This is a genomic window from Microcystis sp. LE18-22.4A (assembly GCF_027531105.1).
Classification (GTDB): domain Bacteria; phylum Cyanobacteriota; class Cyanobacteriia; order Cyanobacteriales; family Microcystaceae; genus Microcystis; species Microcystis aeruginosa.
The window spans coordinates 1-19,253 of the sequence record NZ_JAPZRB010000418.1 but is presented as its reverse complement, the minus strand read 5'-3'; the positions used below and the strand labels follow the sequence as shown (position 1 = coordinate 19,253).

The 19,253-nt window shown below is 42.4% G+C and carries 21 protein-coding genes; 14 read left to right on the top strand and 7 right to left on the bottom strand.

The window, feature by feature from the left end:
- Positions 1-282 precede the first annotated feature (282 nt).
- Positions 283-960: a DUF3782 domain-containing protein gene (locus O9295_RS18445; RefSeq protein ID WP_288034386.1), complete on the top strand. Its 678-nt coding sequence runs from the start codon at positions 283-285 to the stop codon at positions 958-960.
- A gap of 246 nt (positions 961-1,206) precedes the next feature.
- On the opposite strand, the gene O9295_RS18440 is transcribed toward O9295_RS18445, so the two are convergent.
- Entirely contained in the window at positions 1,207-1,434 is a 228-nt protein-coding gene (locus O9295_RS18440; protein ID WP_002761217.1) for a DNA-directed RNA polymerase subunit omega, read from the bottom strand.
- Positions 1,435-2,175: 741 nt separating this feature from the next.
- Here O9295_RS18440 and O9295_RS18435 point away from each other — a divergent pair.
- A complete protein-coding gene (locus O9295_RS18435) occupies positions 2,176-3,360 on the top strand; it encodes an NAD(P)H-quinone oxidoreductase subunit H (protein ID WP_288034384.1) in 1,185 nt (394 codons plus the stop codon).
- 278 nt (positions 3,361-3,638) lie between these two features.
- Here O9295_RS18435 and O9295_RS18430 read toward each other — a convergent pair whose 3' ends face one another.
- Positions 3,639-3,803: a hypothetical protein gene (locus tag O9295_RS18430; RefSeq protein WP_172970548.1), complete on the bottom strand. Its 165-nt coding sequence runs from the start codon at positions 3,801-3,803 to the stop codon at positions 3,639-3,641.
- A gap of 126 nt (positions 3,804-3,929) precedes the next feature.
- Between O9295_RS18430 and O9295_RS18425 the strand changes: the two genes are divergently transcribed.
- The 11 genes from O9295_RS18425 (at position 3,930) to O9295_RS18375 (ending at position 15,271) form a co-directional block, all read left to right on the top strand.
- Positions 3,930-5,309, top strand: a complete 1,380-nt coding sequence (locus O9295_RS18425) for a hypothetical protein (protein ID WP_288034382.1) — start codon at positions 3,930-3,932, stop codon at positions 5,307-5,309.
- On the top strand, positions 5,291-6,262 hold the full coding sequence (locus tag O9295_RS18420) for an AAA family ATPase (protein ID WP_288034380.1): 972 nt from the start codon (positions 5,291-5,293) through the stop codon (positions 6,260-6,262). The genes O9295_RS18425 and O9295_RS18420 overlap by 19 nt, the downstream gene beginning before the upstream one ends.
- Before the next feature lie 8 nt (positions 6,263-6,270).
- Complete coding sequence (locus O9295_RS18415) at positions 6,271-9,084, top strand: formylglycine-generating enzyme family protein (protein ID WP_288034377.1); 2,814 nt, start codon at positions 6,271-6,273, stop codon at positions 9,082-9,084.
- A 444-nt stretch (positions 9,085-9,528) separates the two neighbouring features.
- Positions 9,529-9,744 (top strand): hypothetical protein, encoded by a 216-nt coding sequence (locus O9295_RS18410; protein ID WP_071846534.1) that lies wholly within the window; start codon positions 9,529-9,531, stop codon positions 9,742-9,744.
- Complete coding sequence (locus O9295_RS18405) at positions 9,732-9,947, top strand: DUF2283 domain-containing protein (RefSeq protein WP_002800147.1); 216 nt, start codon at positions 9,732-9,734, stop codon at positions 9,945-9,947. The genes O9295_RS18410 and O9295_RS18405 overlap by 13 nt, the downstream gene beginning before the upstream one ends.
- A 137-nt stretch (positions 9,948-10,084) precedes the next feature.
- The gene (locus O9295_RS18400; RefSeq protein ID WP_079209363.1) at positions 10,085-10,264 is read left to right on the top strand and encodes a hypothetical protein; all 180 of its coding nucleotides are present in this window, start codon (positions 10,085-10,087) and stop codon (positions 10,262-10,264) included.
- Positions 10,251-10,661, top strand: coding sequence for a hypothetical protein (locus O9295_RS18395; RefSeq protein WP_235614777.1), 411 nt, complete (start codon positions 10,251-10,253; stop codon positions 10,659-10,661). The genes O9295_RS18400 and O9295_RS18395 overlap by 14 nt, the downstream gene beginning before the upstream one ends.
- Before the next feature lie 329 nt (positions 10,662-10,990).
- The gene (locus O9295_RS18390) at positions 10,991-13,339 is read left to right on the top strand and encodes an HD family phosphohydrolase (RefSeq protein WP_288034374.1); all 2,349 of its coding nucleotides are present in this window, start codon (positions 10,991-10,993) and stop codon (positions 13,337-13,339) included.
- Positions 13,336-13,803 carry a DUF29 domain-containing protein gene (locus tag O9295_RS18385; RefSeq protein ID WP_190721937.1) on the top strand — a complete coding sequence of 156 codons (468 nt, stop codon included), beginning with the start codon at positions 13,336-13,338 and terminating at the stop codon, positions 13,801-13,803. The genes O9295_RS18390 and O9295_RS18385 overlap by 4 nt, the downstream gene beginning before the upstream one ends.
- 38 nt (positions 13,804-13,841) lie before the next feature.
- Positions 13,842-14,489 (top strand): Uma2 family endonuclease, encoded by a 648-nt coding sequence (locus O9295_RS18380; protein WP_012267605.1) that lies wholly within the window; start codon positions 13,842-13,844, stop codon positions 14,487-14,489.
- A 101-nt stretch (positions 14,490-14,590) separates the two neighbouring features.
- Positions 14,591-15,271: a Uma2 family endonuclease gene (locus tag O9295_RS18375; protein WP_288034371.1), complete on the top strand. Its 681-nt coding sequence runs from the start codon at positions 14,591-14,593 to the stop codon at positions 15,269-15,271.
- Between the two features lie 237 nt (positions 15,272-15,508).
- On the opposite strand, the gene O9295_RS18370 is transcribed toward O9295_RS18375, so the two are convergent.
- The 4 genes from O9295_RS18370 to O9295_RS18355 all read right to left on the bottom strand — a co-directional run bounded on the left by O9295_RS18370 (position 15,509) and on the right by O9295_RS18355 (position 16,833).
- Positions 15,509-15,664 (bottom strand): hypothetical protein, encoded by a 156-nt coding sequence (locus O9295_RS18370; RefSeq protein WP_241674045.1) that lies wholly within the window; start codon positions 15,662-15,664, stop codon positions 15,509-15,511.
- A gap of 115 nt (positions 15,665-15,779) precedes the next feature.
- Positions 15,780-16,187 carry a ferredoxin gene (locus O9295_RS18365; protein ID WP_287660379.1) on the bottom strand — a complete coding sequence of 136 codons (408 nt, stop codon included), beginning with the start codon at positions 16,185-16,187 and terminating at the stop codon, positions 15,780-15,782.
- Entirely contained in the window at positions 16,187-16,573 is a 387-nt protein-coding gene (locus O9295_RS18360) for a DUF1257 domain-containing protein (protein WP_002762644.1), read from the bottom strand. Before O9295_RS18360 ends, O9295_RS18365 begins: the two co-directional genes overlap by 1 nt.
- A gap of 44 nt (positions 16,574-16,617) precedes the next feature.
- A complete protein-coding gene (locus O9295_RS18355; protein ID WP_002762645.1) occupies positions 16,618-16,833 on the bottom strand; it encodes a DUF2997 domain-containing protein in 216 nt (71 codons plus the stop codon).
- Between the two features lie 310 nt (positions 16,834-17,143).
- Between O9295_RS18355 and bioU the strand changes: the two genes are divergently transcribed.
- Entirely contained in the window at positions 17,144-18,145 is a 1,002-nt protein-coding gene (gene bioU / locus O9295_RS18350; RefSeq protein WP_288034366.1) for a (S)-8-amino-7-oxononanoate synthase BioU, read from the top strand.
- Here the strand turns inward: bioU and O9295_RS18345 are convergent.
- A complete protein-coding gene (locus O9295_RS18345) occupies positions 18,142-19,068 on the bottom strand; it encodes an RluA family pseudouridine synthase (RefSeq protein ID WP_288034364.1) in 927 nt (308 codons plus the stop codon). The two genes, bioU and O9295_RS18345, sit on opposite strands and share 4 nt — an antisense overlap.
- Between the last annotated feature and the right edge of the window lie 185 nt (positions 19,069-19,253).

Below are 19,253 nucleotides of genomic sequence, written 5' to 3'. Positions count from 1 at the left end.
CTTTAAACTCTAAGACAAACATTTTACGCAGGGGGGACTTAGACAAAATCAGTATAGCACAATAAAAGTTAAGTTAACAAGATATAGTTTAAAAAGCCGTCCTAAAAGGACGGGGCTTTAACCCAAAATTTCGGTAAATTCCAGAAAAACAGTACCCTCCCCCGCACATTTGTCAAGTCTTTTAAATAATTCTTAATATTTCTTTCCGTTTTGCTCTCTGGCTCTCGTCCGGCTTTTCGACAGAATCGCTAAAATGATCAGGGGTGTTTTAGAGGCAAGTCTATGAGTGAACCGGTAACTCTTGAGGATATTTACCAGCTATTCCGCGCTTCCGCCGAGGAATATGATCGCCGGGCTGAGGAATATGATCGCCGGGCTGCCCAATCCAAGGCGGAATATGATCGCCTGGTTGCCGAATCCAAGGCGGAATATGATCGCCATAGAGTCGAAATAGAGAACCTCCTGGCCGAATCTAAACTAGAAAGCGATCGCTCGATGGCAGAACTGAAACGGACGGTTGAACGAACCAGCAAAGCGGTAGATAGTCTCACCACTCGCTGGGGTCGATTTGTGGAAGAATTGGTAGAACCGGCGGTTTTACGGCTTTTTCAGGAAAAAGGTATCGATATTAAAGAAGTTTATCCCCGCGCCAGAGTCAAGCGTCAGGGCATCGCCATGGAAGTTGATATTCTAGCGGTAGATGATACCGATCTCGTGGTGGTGGAATGTAAATCTAGATTATCTAAAGATGATGTGGATGAATTTATTGAAAAATTGACTCGTTTTAAAATCGCTTTTCCCCATTATCAAAACTATCGAGCCTACGGTGCAGTGGCAGGAATTGAAATCAACGAGGGAATCGATCGATACGCATATAAAAAAGGTCTATTTGTGATTAAACCCTCTGGGGATACGGTGGCCATTATTAATGATGCCGACTTTCAACCGAATACTTGGTAATTTCCCTAGTCAAAACAATCGCTATGGTTAACCTTTCCTACAATAAAAATCGCCTTCTTCCCAGTATCGGGAAATCGTTATTTAACCGCAGAGGAAAGGGCGAGGGCAGCTGCGGCGCTCGCCCAGCAAGAACGTTTAGCCAAACAGGAAGCGGAACAAAAAGCCCAACGACTAGCGGAAAGACTAAGATCACTGGGTATCAACCCCGATGAAATGTAAGGGTGGGTTCCAGGCAATTTTAGGGGATTAATCGCGTAATAATTCCGGTTCGGTTAATTCGTCGGTCATTTCCATCAGGGCCCGTTGGACGGGTTTAATCATCGGGTCATCGATATTTTCTACGGTATCGTAGCGGACGCGTTTGGCCCGTCTAGCGACTTGCACGACGATCGAGTAACGATTGCTGGCCGCATTCATCAGTTTATCGGTGAGATAAATCATCTCGGAGGAGTCGAATTTAAACCGTTTGGACATAGTTATATTTAGCCTTCTCTGGTGAATTTGGCACTTGTCACTGATAATAGGTTAGTGATAAGTTTTATTACTCAGTCCACCTTACCATATTTTGTCCACCTTAAGGATAGGGTTATCCTTGATCTCGATCGGATTTTGTCAACTACTTTTTACAAAACTTAAATCAATTTTATACAAGTTTAAAAATATACAAATAAAGAGATAATTTTTGAAATAAATAAACCCAAAAAAGGGAGACAATTGCGGGGGCTGTAAATACACTTGAACGTATAACTTCCCCCTCGATTTAGCTTCCGGTGATGCTATCCCCATGGCCTTGACGGCAGCGGCGATCAATGGTTAAAAATAAACAGATGCTGGATCCCCATCCAACATCCGCGTTCTAACTCTGCACACATTTTGCTAAGTCCTCATGATAAGTTAAAAAACGCTTCCTTTTTGGGGGCGTTTTTATTTATTCGATTGAAAAAACCGATGACAATCATTACTAAAGCTGATAAGAAAGTGGGGTGTGGGGTGTAGGGTGTAGGGTGTGGGGTGTGGGGTGTAGGGTGTGGGGTGTGGGGTGTGGGGTGTGGGGAAATGGGGAGAATAAATAAAAATAATCTCCTGACTACTGATCACTGATTACTGATCACTGATTACTGATCACTGATTACTGATACCCGATAGTCCTTGTGTATTGTCGAAGCGTTTACCTATAATAACTTTAAAAAGATTTTCGGGATCATCGGTAGCCCTATGGCAAAAATTGAAACGAGAACAGAACCCATGGTTTTAAACATGGGACCCCATCACCCTTCGATGCACGGTGTTTTGCGCTTAATCGTCACCCTTGACGGGGAAGACGTGATTGACTGTGAACCCGTAATCGGTTATCTTCATCGGGGCATGGAAAAAATTGCCGAAAATCGCACTAATGTCATGTACGTTCCCTACGTTAGTCGTTGGGATTACGCCGCAGGGATGTTTAATGAGGCGATTACGGTCAATGCTCCCGAAAAATTAGCCGATATCGCCGTTCCCAAACGAGCGCAATATATCCGGGTGATTATGTTGGAACTCAACCGCATCGCTAACCATTTACTCTGGTTGGGCCCCTTTATGGCGGATGTAGGCGCACAAACTCCCTTTTTCTACATTTTCCGGGAACGGGAGATGATTTATGACCTCTGGGAAGCTGCCACGGGAATGCGGTTAATTAATAACAATTATTTCCGTATTGGTGGCGTGGCGGTAGATTTACCCTACGGATGGGTGGATAAGTGCGTGGATTTCTGTGACTATTTTGACCCCAAAGTGGACGAATACGAGAAATTAATCACTAATAACCCGATTTTCCGCCGTCGTATTGAAGGGATAGGCTGCATTACCAGAGACGAAGCGATTAACTGGGGTTTATCTGGTCCGATGTTACGCGCTTCCGGGGTGAAATGGGATTTAAGAAAAGTTGACCATTACGAGTGTTACGACGATTTTGACTGGGAAGTGCATTGGGAAACTGCCGGCGATTGTTTTGCTCGTTATCTGGTGCGGATTCGGGAAATGCGCGAATCGGTGAAAATTATCCGGCAAGCACTGAAAGGTTTACCCGGTGGTCCCTACGAAAATCTGGAAGCGAAACGGATGGCAGAAGGGAAAAAATCAGCTTGGAATGATTTTGACTATCAGTATATCGCCAAAAAAGTCGCCCCCACTTTCAAAATCCCTAAAGGTGAACATTATGTGCGCTTGGAAAGCGGTAAAGGGGAATTAGGTATCTTTATCGTCGGTAATGATGAACTCTTCCCTTGGCGTTGGAAAATTCGGGCCGCCGATTTTAATAATCTTCAAATTCTGCCTCATATCCTCAAAGGGGTAAAAGTTGCCGATATTATGGCGATTTTAGGCAGTATTGATATTATTATGGGGTCAGTCGATCGCTAAATCTCCTTCAGGGTGGGTTATCTTATTAACTCACCCTCGTTTTGGTCTAGTCTTATAAAAAAAGCTGTTCGTAATTTAAATTGCCTGTTGAGATGAGGCAAGAGGCAACCCCCCCAACCCCCCCGACATCGGGGGGCAAGGGGGGAGGAGATTCGGCTAATCTAAGAATAAGCGATTTAAATACGTCTTAAGTAGGGAGGCAAAATTATTTGTAGGATGGGTTAGCGGTAGCGTAACCCATGCAGGAGTTGGGTTTCATGCTTCAACCCAACCTACGTTCACCTGATATTTAATTCCACCTGAACCTCAGGGATAGGGGGAATCTCGCTTTGGGGAATCTTTAACTCTCCCACCTGAACACCCAAACTAGCCAAGGCAGTTAAAGTGGTGATGATGCGGCAAATCACGTCAATGTCCGCTTTATGTTTTTGCCAGAAATTCATAGATTTTGCTCCTTTCGCCTTATGGCTTGTTTTTTGAGGACAAGTTGATTAAAATGCTTTCAGCAAATGCTGGCAAAAGGGGATCAAAAAGTGGATCAGATGGTAGGTTGACGTTTGACGAGATTTATGTTAGGGTCCGGCGAAATCAGATTATCGGATGAAGATGTGGAAACCCTTCGTAAGGCTAAAGATGCTTATAAGGGAACCTATTCTTGTGCTTCGGAGAAAACAGAGCAAATATTAATAGAAGCAAGTCGATGGTTACTTGAGGCATTTCTCGAAGAATACCGTAGTCGAACAGAAACTTCCAGTTATACCATTCCATTAAATGTTTTGAAAGCTTGGATGACAGAATCTCAGCCACAATCTGGAGCAACTAAAGAGGTTTTAAAACCAAAGGGTAAGAAATTGTACTTACAAAATAAATCTAAGTTTCAAGGATTTGAAAATGAGAAGAAAAGAGCGTACATTAATCAAAATAAAATAAATACAACCAGAATTGAAGATATTAATGATAATTCAATTCATTTAACCTTTTATGAGGATATAAACCATTTATTAAATGAGTCTATTTTAAAGGTAATTGGCATATCTACAGATAGTTTGCGGTTTTGTACTGAAAAAAAATATGGACTAGGAAAAAAAGGAAGACCCTCTAGACAGTCTTATATTGTTCAAGCTTATTGCGAAGTATTAGACCTAGATTTTGAAAGCTTAGAATGTTGTCAAAATCATCATCAAAACCCAAAAAATCAACGAACAAATAATGAAAAAATTTATCATGTTTTGACAAAATTTAATTACACTAATCTAGTAAATTTTACCAGTTCAATGGCTGCTAAACCTTTACGAGAAGGCAGTATTTATATTCCCCCTTGTCCTCATCAATATCGTGTTTTGTGTTTGCGTCGTTTAGAAAAAGAAATCTTGATCACTAATAATTTGCCAGTTAAACCTATTGTTTTTAAATTTCAAGGAGATGGTCAAGAAGAATGGGATAGCTATAGTCTTTGTGAACATTTTTTCAATAATTCTGGAGGAATTAAAAATTTAAAAGCTAATAATTTTTGTTTGATTTTTGAAGGAATTGATTGTGCCGACTTTTCCCGTTTAAAAGACATTGATTCATTTTGGCAAAACTTAACCAAAAAAGCTAGTAAAATACAAAATAGTCCCATTCCGGGCTTTTTATTAATGATTTGGTTAGATTATGGAGAAGGGAATGATTGGAGAGATAGCGACAGATTATCAGAATTTCCTATTCACCGCTTACAGATTGACTCTTGCTTTGAACAACGGTCTTTTCAGGAAATTATTCCTACTTTTGCTCAACAACTTCAGTTAGGTTGTGACTTACAGGATGAAACCACAGACTTATTTAAATCTACCTTGCAGGAATTATGGAAAAATAGCAATCAAGGCAAGATAGAAGACACACTGAAAGCTTTTTATCAACAATTTCAAGGACAATTATCGAGGGAAAATAGATGGCTAAACTATCCTTAACCTACACGGGAGAAATTCAACCCAAATCGGATCTTTATTATGAACCGATTCAACAGAAAATTTATCCCTATGACGCAGGTGATGAGTTAATAGAAGTTGTTAACTTGGCTATTGAATTGGGAATGCCTTTGTTACTAGAAGGTGAGCCGGGATGTGGCAAAAGTCGTTTAGCTCATGCCTTAGTTTATGAATTTAATTATCGTCAGGAAAGTAATCCTATAAAATATTATGAGTGGATAGTTCAATCTACAAGTAAAGCAGAAGATAGTCTCTATCAATATGATTATATTGGCCGTTTACAAGCTGCTCAAATTAGCGGAATTTTAAGCAAAAAAGAAATAGAAGAATCTTCTTCTGAGCAAAAAAATCCAGCTACTTCAAAGGATTGGGTTGATTTACAACCCTTGGGTAAAGCATTTAAACAAAGTCAAGATAAGCAAGAACAATCGGTAGTATTAATTGATGAAATAGATAAAGCGGATCGAGATTTTCCTAATGATTTACTTTTAGCCATTGAATCTCGTCGTTTTTTCATTAAAGAAACAGGAGAACCAATTCAAGCAAATGATCAAGCTTTTCCTCTGATTATTATTACCAGTAATCAAGAAAAAAACTTACCCAATGCTTTTCTGAGACGTTGCATTTATCACTATATTGAGCTACCCAACCAAGAAAGATTAAGAAAAATATTAACCGAACGGTTTACCGACGCTGAACAAGATGTTATCATCAAAGCAGTGGACCGTTTTCAGGAAGTGAGAACATCACAAGACGAGACTAAATCTGAAGGAGAAAAAAAAGTTAGCACCAGTGAATTAATAGCCTGGTTTAAATCGTTGCTCAAGTACAAACCTGAAGAAATTATCGCCAAATTAAAAGAGGACAAATTACCCCACGCTAGTGTTTTACTAAAAAGCCGTACCGATTTACAAGATTATGGAACAAGAGGTTAAAAAAGCCAATGACATCCCCCCTACTTGACCTATTTTATCAACTCAGAGACGAAGAAGGATTTCTGCTGTCTATTGAACAATATTATCGGGTGGAAAATTACCTAATTCAAAAACTCGCCAATGATTCTGATATTGCTATTCAAGAAAATCCCAACTTAGACAATCCTAAAATTAAACTTCTTTGTCAAGCTTTATGGGTTAAATCCCCGAAAGAAAAAGAAAAGTTTGATCAGGCCTGGACAGAGATGCTACAATTCCAACCAGAAATAAATATAGAAATAGCCCAAAAAATACCTATTCGTCATCCAGAAGAATCGATTAGCAAAATCATAAACCCGATGGATGATAGGGAATCTCCCTCATTAGAAATTACCCCTTCTGGGGATACACAAATAGCACCGGAGACTTCATTTCCACAAATTGCCACAGCTATTGAAAAGCGAAAAAAAATCACCTCCTTAGATAATCCTGATTATTATCCTATTGGCATCGCTAAGTTACAAGAAAGTTGGCAGCAACTGCGTCCATTACCCCTAGAAAGTCCTCGACAAACTTGGGATCTAAAAGCTACGGTGATGGCAACGGCTAAACGAGGTTTTTTTGATCAAATAATTTACCAAAAGAAACAACTTTATCGCCGAGAAATTATAATTTTTATTGATTGTTCTGACTCGATGATTCCCTTTGCAGGATTTGGTAGGATAATGAAGCAAACTTGGGCAAATGTTCCCCATTTTTACTTTGATAATCTGATTAGAGACGAGGTTTTACGACAAGAAAACGGTTGGGAAAGTCAATCTTTAACCAAAGTTCTCTCTAACTATTCTCCGGAAGTAACCAGTTGTCTAATTCTTAGTGATGCGGGTGCCGCTAGAAAACGTTATGTAGAAGAGCGCTTGAGCGCAACAGAAACCCTTATCCGACGATTTAGCCGAAGATTTAGCCGAGTCGCATGGTTAAACCCCTTACCCTATCATCGATGGTATGGGACAACTGCGATCGATATTGCTGATTTAGCTGAAGATATACCCAATTTTTCCATGTTTGAACTAACCACAGAGGACTGGGAAAACTTGATAACATGGCTAAAAGAAGAAGCTATCCCACCCCGTCATTTATTTAATCCTAATCAATTTCAACAAGGGGATAATTGGGATGAGGATGAAGATTTTTTTAGCCCAGAAAGCCGTTTAAGATTATTTGAAAAAGAAAACGAACTAAACACCAGAGAACTAGCGAAACGAGCGGCATTTCCCCTTAGTTTATCCCCTAATTTACTTTATTATCTGCGTCAACATCAAGATAAAAATAATCAAGCTCCCTGGTATGCGATCGCTGATATTTTACTGTCCAGTTTAGTCCGCAAAATAGATCGAGAACTCTATGAAATGTCTCCCGATGTTCGTAAACTACTATTAGAAAAATTAACCCCAGAGGAACTCAAATCTCTGGCCTATCAGTTACAAACCTATATTCAGGAACAAATCGGTGATCATTGCTCAAAATCGGTTTATTGGCAAAATCAACAATGGTTAGCTCTTGCCTACCTAAAACCCAGTCAAGCGGTCAATGAAATCAAACAGCTACTAGCAGAAGCTATCAAAAATAATAACCGAGTGCGTCTTGTGAGATTGACAGCTTTATTAGAAAATCTATCGGCTGCTTTAGCCGATTATGAACCCTTGTTATTGCTTAATAAACCGATTGCCGCCTATTCTAGAGGGGATTTAAACGACGTTGGCAATGTCCTTCAACTTTCCCCAGAAGACGAAGGAACCCGACAAAAACGTTTAATAGACGAAGTAGCCGCTATTGTTCCCTACAATGAAAACCTTTTCCTTTTTACCGCAGAAACGGTATTGGTTAATAAAACAGGCCAAGTTATCGAGAGAAAACCTGTTAAAGCCTATTTTTACGATGAAAACCTTGCGGAAGTTGGCAACCGGAAAGAAGCTCAAAACTATATCCGCATGATGTATATTCCCCAAGGAGAATTCTGGATGGGAACGGAAGATGAGGAAATCGAAAGACTGGTTAAAAAATTTGGTTGGGACGGATTTAGAAGTGAAAGACCACAACACCTGGTCAAAGTCCCCGCTTTCTACATGAGTCAAACCCCGATTACCCAGGCACAGTGGAGAGCAGTTGCCTCTCGCACGGATTTGAAAGTAGAAAAAGACCTTGATCCTGATCCCTCCCGCTTTAAAGATCCCCCCAAACCCCCCTTAAAAAGGGGGACTTCCGATTCCCCCCCTTTTGAAGGGGGGGCTAGGGGGGGATCGCCCACGCGCTGGGATAGACCCGTCGAACGAGTCAACTGGTACAATGCCGTCGAATTTTGTGCAAGATTATCGAAACTAACGGGAAGGGAATACCGGCTACCGAGTGAGGCAGAATGGGAATATGCCTGTAGAGCGGGGACAAAAACCGCCTTTCATTTTGGGGAAACTATAACGGCAGATTTAGCTAACTATCGAGCTACTGAAACTTATGCCGATGAACCTACAGGAGAATATCGACAACAAACGACTCCCGTGGGACAATTTCCCCCAAACGCTTTTGGGTTGTACGATATGCACGGCAATGTCTGGGAATGGTGCGCCGATACTTGGCACGATAATTATAAGGATGCACCAAGGAATGGAAGTGCTTGGACAAAAAATGGGGATGATAATCGTTCTCAAATACGGGGCGGTTCTTGGTTCATCAATCCGGATGACTGCCGTTCCGCTTTCCGCCGCCACAACGACCGCCGCTACTTCGTCATCGACGGCTTCGACCTCGGTTTTCGGGTGGTGTGCGGTGCTGGGAGGACTCTGTAACCCTTTTTCTCTTTTTTTCCCTTTTTTTTCCCTTATTCCCTTTTCCGGAATTTTTTTGGGCAAGCTACAGCACAAGTGTATTAGTTTAGGGGTTATACTAAATCTGGTTATTAGGTGTCGATCCCCCCTGCCCCCTTGATAAGGGGGGGTGTCCATGAGTAGAAAACGGGTTTCTCGGAGAAACCCGTTTTCTGTGCTGAAAAAGTACGGGCGAAGCATTCGGATAGAAAATCTACGGTTTCAGCAATAGGTTATTGCCCGAATGCTTCGCCCCTACAGGATGCGGGCCGATGAAGACGCAGGGATAGGTTATACTAAATCCGGTTATTAAAGACTGATTATTTATTCCCCTTTTTGCCTTTTGCCTCTTGCATGAGTGCCTGTCTTCATAAGTAGCCTATACTCAAAGGATTTAGGATTATCACCCAGATAAAACATCCTATAATGAAAGGACAAGAAAAATTAGTCCAAGAAACCCTTAGCCAACCTGATGAAATTCGACGTAGCCGCAGTGACCCTAATGTTTATCTTTTTTATAAACTTCAACGACCAAAACGTTGGCTCTGTGCCATTATCCGAAAACTCAATGGTGATGGCTTCCTAATTACCACTTATCCCACCGATGCAATTAAAGAAGGGGAAATTTTATGGCAGAAGTAAACGTTTATTATGATCCGATGGGCAATACCTTAACCGTGTGGTTTGGCGATCGCTCTTCAGAATATCTCTGCGAAGAAACCGGCGACGAAGTTATTTTAATGAAAAATCAAAAAGGCGAAGTTATTGGTTTTGAAAAACTTAACTATAGGATTTCTGAGAACAGGAATCTGAAAATTTCCCTAGAAACCGCCATCCCTCTTTAAACAATAAAGGCGAAAAATAACACTTAAGTAGCTGGGTTATAATTAAATTAAAAATGGATTTTAAGTTCGATCCCCCCTGCCCCCCTTGATAAGGGGGGTGTCTGATAGTTTTTAACGCCTACCTACTTAATCTCTCTATGAAAATCACTCATCAAAAAGTTAACTTAAAAGCTCCCAAAACGGAGACAGCCTATTGGCGTAGTCAATCGTACCAAACGAGACTATCGGCCTTAGAAGAAATTCGTCAAGAATATCATCAATATAAATATAATGCTGAACCAAGACTTCAAAGAGTTTATACAATTGTTAAACGATAATCAAGTGCGTTATCTCGTCTTAGGCGGCTATGCCGTTGCCTTACATGGCTATCCTCGTTATACTAAAGATATTGATATTTGGATAGAAATGAGTTCGTTAAATGCCTATAATCTAATCAAAGCCTTAGAAGGGTTCGGTTTTGGTTCTTTAGGATTAACAATTGATGACTTTTTAACGCCAGATCAAGTGATACAATTAGGTTATCCTCCTAACCGTATTGATTTAATTACAACCCCCGATGGGGTAGAATTCCAAACTTGTTACTTATCCAGAATTGAGGTTAAAATTGACGATATTATTGTTAACTTTATCGACTTAGAAAATCTTAAAAAAAACAAAAAAGCATCAGGTAGATTACAAGATTTAGCCGATTTAGAAAATCTAGAAATAGATTAGAGCTATTGATAATTTACCTCGTACCTCGTTGCAAGGGTCTCCCTTGCAACGCATTTCTAGAGGTTCTACCTCTTGCTTAACCCATCAGGAAACGGAGAAAGACCCTCCCTTGTGTAGTTCCAAACCCTTGCCTTTTGCCTCTCTCTTCCCCGACCGGCGACCGACTCCTAACCCCACCAACAAACTTTTTCAGCAGCCCCTAGATACCTTTCGAGAAAAAATTTTTTTGCACAGGGAGTCCTTAAAATAGAAGAGGGAACCCAAAACCGAGCTGCCGGTATTTTTTCTCTGGGCATGGTGGCGCAGTTTATAGAATTTAGCTGGAATTTATGAATCATTTTCTGCATTCTTTCACTGTTTTTCCTGATTCTGCCCGAAAATCTCGCTCTTACTCCCTGGGTAAACTGCGACGACCCTTAATCTTCCTGTTTACCGTCGGTTGTCTGACTAGCGTGGTCGGTTATCGTTTCTATAATCAGCCGAAATTGGCCGTCGGGACTATTTCCCCCGTTACGATTATCGCCCCCGAAGATGCCCGTTTTCAAGACCAAGAAACCACCGCCCTCAAACGCCAAAAAATTCGGGCTGGACTGCTTCCCCGGCTGAAAAGAGACCCCCAAACCACCGCCCAGATCGAGCGATCGCTGCGAGACACTTTAGGGCAATTAAGTCAAATTAGCCCAATTTTGCGAAGAAATTCCATTTTAATGGGCAGAAATATTTCCAACGCCACAATGGAAACGCTGCTCACCTTTTCTGCCGCTCAATGGTCAACTCTACAGAGCCGCCTCAACTATGAAGAATCTTTTACAAACCTCTTGACAAAAGAGCAGGAATATGCTGTTAGCGAAATCCAAGCCTATCGTCAGCGCGTGACGAAGGGAAGCTTTGAGCAATTTATCGATCGATTAGGGCAATTACGGCAAATAAAGGAGCAAACCAGCCAAAATTATCGGCATTCCAGCTTAAATAAACTCAAATACGCCGATCTGATCACAGCGGCCCAAATGGGCGATCGAGAGTGGCAAAACCTAGAAAAAGCCGTCCTGCAAGCGAGTCGCCGGATTTTGGTGCAAGGCATTCCCCCGGGGATTTCCACCAGTCACCTACAGGATACCATCGCCGTGCAGATTAGTAGCGATCGCCTAACCAGTCGCCAGCAGTCTTTAGCCGAAAATATCCTTCTAGCGGCCCTGGAGGGAGAAGCGAACCTGATAGAAGATCGGGAGGCAACCAAAGAACAAGCCGCTAAAGCGGTGGAAGCGGTAGATATGGTCATGTCTACCGCTCAAACCGGTCAAATTATCGTTAAAGCAGGCGAAAAAATTACTCAAGCTCAGTTTGTTCTCATCGATGGCTTTGGTTTGAGCGAACGGGGCATTAACTGGATGGGTTTAGGGTCAACGGCAATCCTTGTCACCAGTGCGATCGGGACTTTTTGCCTCGTTGCCCAGCGTCTCCATCGGCCTCTGCGTCACCGGGATTTTCTTCTCTTGGGTTTACTAAGTTTTACCACACCGATCCTAGCGATCGCCAATATTCCCTTTACCAATCTGGCAGCCGTGGGTTTATTAGTCAGCAGTTTCTACGGCCCGACTCTGGCCGTCACCCAAGTCCTCTTAACTGCCGGTCTTTCCCTATTCAGCATCCAAGGTATCAGCGCCGATTTAATCGCCGGGACGATAGGGGGACTATTAGCGGCTATGATAGCGGCAAAATTGCGCTCCAGGGATGAATTATCGCTGCTAGGGATGGGAATCGGAGTCAGCCAAGGGGGTGTTTATCTGCTCACTTACCTAATCGTTAGCGCCACGGCCAGCACGATCATCTATACTCTACTACCCACGGCGCTCGTCTATGGTCTATCGGGAATAGCTTGGACGGTAATCGCCCTAGGATTATCCCCCTATTTGGAACGCTGTTTCGATGTGGTCACTCCCATTCGTCTGGTGGAGTTGTCCAATCCTAATTGTAGTTTGCTCAAACGTTTGGCCACGGAAGCGCCGGGGACTTTTCAACATACCCTTTTTGTCGCCTGTTTAGCTGAAGCGGCCGCCCGAAAACTGCACTGTAATGTGGAATTAATTCGCACGGGAACTCTCTATCACGATATCGGGAAAATGCACGATCCTCTCGGTTTTATTGAAAATCAAATGGGTGGCCCGAATAAACACGATGAAATTAACGATCCCTACGTCAGCGCCGAGATTATTAAAAAGCACGTTAGTGAAGGGTTAGTCATGGCCCGCAGACACGGTTTACCGCGAGTGGTCCGCGATTTTATTCCCGAACACCAAGGCAATCTCTTAATTTCCTATTTTTATCAGCAAGCTTTGCAAAAATCCGCCCAAAATGGTCAAGAATTCGTCGATGAGGCGGCCTTTCGCTACGATGGTCCGATTCCCCAATCGCGAGAAACGGCGATCGTTATGTTGGCCGATAGTAGCGAGGCCGCTTTGCGATCGCTGAAGGAGGCATCCCCAGAACAAGCCATGGATATGATCAAAAAGATTTTTCAGGCCCGATGGCGCGATCAACAATTAGTAGATAGTGGTATTCGTCAGGAGGAATTACCAATTATTGCCGAGGTTTTTGTGCAGGTTTGGCAACAATTCCACCATCAACGCATTGCCTACCCGAAAGCAGTTTTAGAAGTCTCCTCAGCCAAAAAAATATGAAAAAAGATACTTGGCTAAATCAGTTACAATTTCTCTACGAACAAGATGAACATCTCTGGTTGACTGAAACAATTAAACTTCTCAAGGAAAATCGTCTAGCTGAGTTGGATATTCAACATTTAATCGAGGAGTTGGAGGCTTTGAGCAAACGGGATAAAAATCGAGTTGAGAGTTTTTTAAGACAGATAATTATTCATCTTTTGCTGTGGCAATATTGGCTGGAAGAATTTGAATTACATCATCGGCATTGGCAAGGAGAAATAGCCACTTTTAGAGTTCAGCTAAATGGATATTTAAGCACAAATTTAGAAAAATATCTCCTAGATAACCAAGAAAAAATCTATCAAGATGCCGTTTTTATTGTCGGGCAAAAAACTGAAATATCTCCTCACAATTTTCCTCTAAATTGTCCCTATTCCCTTGAACAAATGCTTGATAGGCATTGGTTGCCAGAGCGAAATTAGTTAAATCCCACAGCTAAAAATCAAGGATAATTACCAAAATGCTACTAATTACTCTCAACGAAAATACTTTATCTTTATCTCCGGGCAGTCAAGTTATTTTTCCCCATCAGACTTGGGAAGATTACGAAAGATTACTGAGTTTACGTCTCCAGAAAACCTATCCCAAACTCTATTTTAATCGCAAAACTCAAGAAATTCGGCTTATGTCTCCTTTACCAAGTCATGGCAAACGTATCAATCTTTTAAGTGATTTAGTAAAAATTATCCTTCGTCGTCAAGGCAAAGACTGGGAATGTTTTGATCCGATTACCTTGAAAATTCCGGGGGAAGCAGGAGTAGAACCAGATACTTGTTTTTATATTGATAATAGACAGGCAATTTTAGGCAAAGAGAGAATTGATTTAACTGTTGATCCTCCTCCCGATTTAGCTATAGAAGTGGACTTTACTTCTCTGACTGATGTAGAGGCCTATCAATTGCTGAAAATACCCGAATTGTGGGTTTATCGTCGGGAAGAATTAAAAATATATCTGTTCAGAGAAGACGGTTATCAAGAAAGCGAAAATAGTCGTCTCTTTCCCGATATAAATATCAAGAAACTTTTCCCCTATTATGTAGAATTAGGCTGGAATCAAGGTTCTAGTCTTGCTTTACGTCAGTTTGAAGCTTTAGAGAATTTTAGTTAAAACACTTTTTGTATAAAAGTGAGCTTAATCCCCCCTGCCCCCCTTAATAAGGGGGGTGCCGATAGGCGGGGGGATCTGACAATCCAAAAATAATTATCAAAATGCTACTAATTACTCTCAACGAAAATACTTTATCTTTATCTCCAGGCAGTCAAGTTATTTTTCCCCATCAGACTTGGGAAGATTACGAAAGATTGCTGAGTTTACGTCTCCAAAAAACCTATCCTAAACTCTATTTTAATCGCAAAACTCAAGAAATTCGGCTTATGTCTCCCTTACCAAGTCATGGCAATCGTGTTGATACATTAAGGGATTTAGTAAAAATTATCCTCCGTCGCCAAGGCAAAGACTGGCAATGTTTTGATCCGATTACCTTGAAAATATCGGGGGAAGCAGGAGTAGAGCCAGATACTTGTTTTTATATTGATAATAGACAGGCAATTTTAGGCAAAGAGAGAATTGATTTAACTGTTGATCCTCCTCCCGATTTAGCTATAGAAGTGGATTTTACTTCTCTGACTGATGTAGGAGCCTATCAATTGCTGAAAATACCCGAATTGTGGGTTTATCGTCGGGAAGAATTAAAAATATATCTGTTCAGAGAAGACGGTTATCAAGAAAGGGAAAATAGTCGTCTCTTTCCCGATATAAATATCAAGAAACTTTTCCCCTATTATGTAGAATTAGGCTGGAAGCAAGGTTCTAGTCTTGCTTTACGTCAGTTTGAAGCTGTTGTCCTGAAATCGAAGGACTCTCGCTCGGAAATAGCCTCGATCGAATAAAATTCTTTCATCAGTAATCGTAAAAGAGTTTACGATCGAACTCTCGGATAATTTCCGTTTAACTAGGGGAATATAATCAGCTATCTCCATCTAATTCGATCGTCAACTTATCTCTTTTCTAGCTGCCAATAGCATTTCATAATAAACATTCCACTCGAAATAATCCATAGCGTCCCCTAGCTCACCAGAACGAAATCTAGGAGAGAATTCTTCCGAACTCATGGGATATTGATTTTCCTATTGCTTGACACGGGTTTCTAAATCCAAAATTTGAGCGTTAATCTGCAAATTTTCCCGTTGTTCGCTCTCAATTTTTCGATTCAGTAACTCTCTTTCTTCCTCGGAGAGAGAGAGAATAATTCGCGCGAGAGAATCAATCAGTTGGGTGTTCAATGTCGTTAAAATCCGAGATAGGATTATTTCCCCTGAGAACTGTAGCGGATTCGATCGAGAGCCGCTGCCATGACTTCTAGGAAATAATGGATGGATGAGGCTGTACCTATCCACCCTAGAGATCTAAATCTGCGGGGCTAAATTTCTTGTGAATCTGAGGAAAACCTAACTGTTTAATCACTTGATGTTTGCGTTCTTCCTCAAGGAATTGCAAATTATTATAATTAACCCAGTGAATACAGTTAACCGGACAAGTCTCGATCGCTTCTTGAATAATTTCTTCTTCGTCACCGTCCTGATTATAGACGCGAGAGCGACCGTATTCGCCTTCAATAAAAAAGGTATTGGGGGCAACGTGGGCGCAGTGTTTACAACCGATACAAGTGACCTCATCGACGTAAACCGCTTTCTGGCGCAGTAAACCGCCCAATTCGGGTTCAAAACCGGTGCGATCAGGGGAATCTCTTAGGAATCCCCCTAACTCTGGTTCAAAACCAGAGCGTTCGGGAGAAAAATCAGCCATTAGGCACTCCAACGTTGTACCACTAGACGAATGGAACCATCAGTATTTTTTTCCTGTGCTGCCACCTGAAAACCCTGTTTAGCAGTTTCTGCCAGGATGGTGTGGTAGGCATAACCTTGATTTACTTTTCTTAAAAATCCTTCTACGGTTAGGGGTTGTTGCCAGTATTGCAAATCGGCAACTAACTCGTACTCGTTACCATTCCAGCGAAAACCGATATCGTAATTGTTATCTTGCTCGATTACCACCTCTGCGGTTAAAGTTTGACCTTGATAACCTTTGACGGGGTGAGAACCCTCTTTCCATTCCATACCCATATCGCTCAGGGCGGCTTTTAGGTAGGATAGATCGCGGATTTTGGTTTTGATATTGCTAAAGTGTGACATGGTTTTTCAGTGGCTTAAATAAAGGGATCGGGAAAGATGAAAAATTACCAGTCGCTAAAAGTGGCTTCGTTGCTGACTTTCTCTGACTGGCTGACGGTTTGATGGTAATAATCCGAGGTTTTCTCTTGAGACATCAGCTGCCCGAGTTGTGCCTCGATCGCCGCCGTCACCTCTTGACAAGATGAACCGACTATGCCTGTCACCTTTTCCATGACGCGACCATCGGGATAGATAATAAACTCTAGGCTTTCCATGCTCATAGCTCTTCTCGGCGTGATCTGGGGTTTGCAAAGCTCCCTATCGTTTTAATTTACGATAGTTTGCTAATCGTAGCAATCTGGTTAAAATTTTAGCAAAACTTTATATTACGTCACCTAACCACTTTCATTTTTTGTAAGTTTCCCGTAACTTTTCTTCATCGTCAAGGGCGAACCTTGACCCAGGAGGCACAATTTAACAAAACTACACAAAAAAGACGACCTGAAGCGATAAATTGAAAATAAAGGAGATGCAACGGCGAACCACGACCGCCGAGATCATAGAATTTTGTCTATAGGAATCAGAACAGATATGAATAAACAAATAGCCAGCGATCGCCTTCGGATCGGTGTTTTAGGTTTTGGTGGTTTGGGACAGGCCGCCGCCAGAATTCTCGCCCCCAAACAGGAAATGCTCTGGACTGCCGCCGCCGATAAAGCCGGTTTTGCTTACCACAAAGACGGTCTAGATGTCAATACCTGTAACAAAATTTATCATGACCGGGGTTCGATCGGTTATCTGGAAAATTACGGCAGTCTCAGCCAAAACAGTATCGAGGAATTAATCAAAACTGCCGACGTAGAAGGCTATTTTCTCGCCCTGCCGAATTTACCCAACAATTTCATGGCCGATATCGCTAAAACTTTCATTCGCTTGGGTTGGCGCGGGGTTTTAGTCGATGCGCTCAAACGTACCAGCGCCATGGAACAAATCTTAGCACTACAAGCAGACCTAGAAGCCGCCGGCATCACCTACATGACCGGCTGCGGCGCTACCCCCGGACTGTTAACTGCGGCCGCCGCCCTAGCTGCCCAGAGTTATGCAGAGATTCATAGCGTTAAAATTACCTTCGGCGTGGGAATCGCCAACTGGGAGGCTTATCGTGCCACTATTCGCGAAGATATCGCCCATTTACCCGGTTACGACCCAGAAACGGCGCACCGGATGAGTGATGCGGAAGTGGAAATGCTGTTAAATAAAACCAATGGCATTCTCAGCCTCGAAAATATGGAACACGCAGACGATATTATGCTGGAATTAGCCGGAATCTGTGGACGCGATCGGGTTTCCGTCGGGGGTGTGGTGGATACGCGCAACCCGAAAAAGCCCTTGAGTACCAATGTTAAAGTCACGGGGCGGACTTTTGAAGGCAAAATTTCCACCCATACCCTCACTTTAGGTGATGAAACCAGTATGGCGGCTAATGTCTGCGGGCCGGCTTTCGGTTATCTGAAAGCGGGGGTTTCCCTACATCGTCGCGGTATCTACGGATTATGGACAGCAGCGGAGATTATGCCGCAATTTGTGCGCTAGGGGTTTCTCTGCCGTAAAATAGCTAAAACTTTCGGGAAAATAGCGGGTAAGGGAGCGATCGCTTCTAGGCTCTCTCCCGTGACCGGATGTACTAAAATTAAACGATGGGCATGGAGTAATTGCCCGGGTAGATTAATCCCGATAGAACGACCTGAACTATAGAGGGGATCCCCAAGAATCGGATGACCGATTTGGCTGCTATGAACGCGAATTTGATGAGTTCTGCCAGTTTCTAGGCGAAATTCCATTAAGGTGTAGTTGCCCAGTCTTTCCTTGACTTGCCAGTGAGTGACGGCATTTCTACCTCCTTTTTCCACGGCAATAATAGCCATTTTTTGCCGATCGCTGCGGTGACGACCGATCGGCAGATCAATTGTACCTGTCTCCGTTTTGGGGACACCGTGGACAAGGGCGATGTATTCCCGGCGGGCAGTTTTGGTTTTTAATTGTGCCTGTAGGTGTTGATGGGCCTGGTCGGTTTTGGCAATAACGATCGCACCCGTGGTATCCTTATCTAAGCGGTGGACTATACCGGGGCGTTGAATTCCACCAATTCCAGCTAAATTCGGGCAGTGATGCAGTAAAGCGTTGACCAAGGTTCCCGATTCGTGGCCGGGAGCCGGATGAACCACTAAATCAGCAGGTTTATTGATAATAATCAGATAGTCGTCTTCGTAAAGAATATCAAGCTCGATCGCCTCGGCGGTTAATTGCAGGGGTTGACTGTCGGGAATGGTAATCTTTAAGCGATCACCTTGACCAACTTTAGTATTTTTATTAGTGCAAATTTGACCATTTAACTGTATATATCCCTGTTCTATCAGTTTTTGCAGCCTCGATCTCGATAAATCGGGCAATTGTGACCCCATCCAAGCATCTAAACGTTCTTTTTTTCCCGCAACTTCTAAGTTTAATTGGTTCATCGGTTTTTAGTTATCAGGGTGTGGGGTGTGGGGGAGAAGGGAGGGGGGCAGGGTGTGGGGTGTGGGGTGTGGGGTGTGGGGTTTTACCAGTTTTGAGGTGGCCAATTACCTAATTTTCAGGGAAAAAGTGCCTAAATTTCCCCCCGATCACTCCCAGATCCAGTACTTTTTGATTGACAAAAGGT